Source organism: Providencia sp. PROV119 (genome assembly GCF_028482435.1).
In the GTDB taxonomy this organism is placed as follows: domain Bacteria; phylum Pseudomonadota; class Gammaproteobacteria; order Enterobacterales; family Enterobacteriaceae; genus Providencia; species Providencia stuartii.
Window position 1 is genome coordinate 1 of sequence record NZ_JAMPQL010000056.1, and the last position, 1,197, is coordinate 1,197.

The window sequence follows — 1,197 nt, forward strand, 5'->3', positions numbered from 1 at the left end:
GTCTAAAGAAAAATTTGAACGTTCAAAACCGCACGTTAACGTTGGTACAATCGGCCACGTTGACCACGGTAAAACTACCCTGACAGCAGCAATCACTACTGTTCTGGCAAAAACTTACGGCGGTAGCGCTCGTGCATTCGATCAAATCGATAACGCACCAGAAGAAAAAGCGCGTGGTATCACCATCTCTACTTCTCACGTAGAGTACGATACACCAACTCGCCACTACGCACACGTAGACTGCCCAGGACACGCCGACTATGTTAAAAACATGATCACGGGTGCTGCTCAGATGGACGGTGCAATCCTAGTTGTTGCGGCAACAGATGGCCCAATGCCACAAACTCGTGAGCACATCCTGTTAGGTCGTCAGGTTGGCGTTCCTTACATCATCGTGTTCCTGAACAAATGTGACATGGTAGACGACGAAGAGCTGCTGGAACTGGTTGAAATGGAAGTTCGTGAACTTCTGTCTCAATACGATTTCCCAGGTGATGACACTCCAGTTATCCGTGGTTCAGCGCTGAAAGCGTTGGAAGGCAACCCAGAGTGGGAAGCGAAAATCGTTGAACTAGCAGAAGCACTGGACAGCTACATCCCAGAGCCAGAGCGTGCAATTGACAAGCCATTCCTGCTGCCAATCGAAGACGTATTCTCAATCTCAGGTCGTGGTACAGTAGTCACAGGCCGTGTTGAGCGTGGTATCATCAAAGTTGGTGAAGAAGTTGAAATCGTAGGTATCAAAGAGACTGCGAAAACCACTTGTACTGGCGTTGAAATGTTCCGTAAACTGCTGGACGAAGGCCGTGCGGGTGAGAACGTAGGTGTTCTGCTGCGTGGTACTAAGCGTGAAGAAATCGAACGTGGTCAAGTTCTGGCGAAACCAGGTTCAATCAAGCCACACACAACTTTCGAATCAGAAGTTTATATTCTGAGCAAAGATGAAGGTGGTCGTCACACGCCATTCTTCAAAGGTTACCGTCCACAGTTCTACTTCCGTACAACTGACGTAACAGGTACTATCGAACTGCCAGAAGGCGTAGAGATGGTAATGCCAGGCGACAACGTGAACATGAAAGTAACTCTGATTCACCCAATCGCGATGGACGATGGTTTGCGTTTCGCAATCCGTGAAGGTGGCCGTACAGTAGGTGCGGGTGTTGTTGCAAAAATCATTGCATAATAACAACCCACTGT

Annotated in this window: 1 protein-coding gene; it reads left to right on the top strand. The window is 48.5% G+C overall.

The window, feature by feature from the left end; all coding sequences use genetic code 11:
• Positions 1-1,183 (top strand): elongation factor Tu (tuf, locus tag PSF11_RS21155; RefSeq protein WP_053111003.1); only part of this gene is annotated, 1,183 nt, incomplete at its 5' end.
• Positions 1,184-1,197 lie beyond the last annotated feature (14 nt).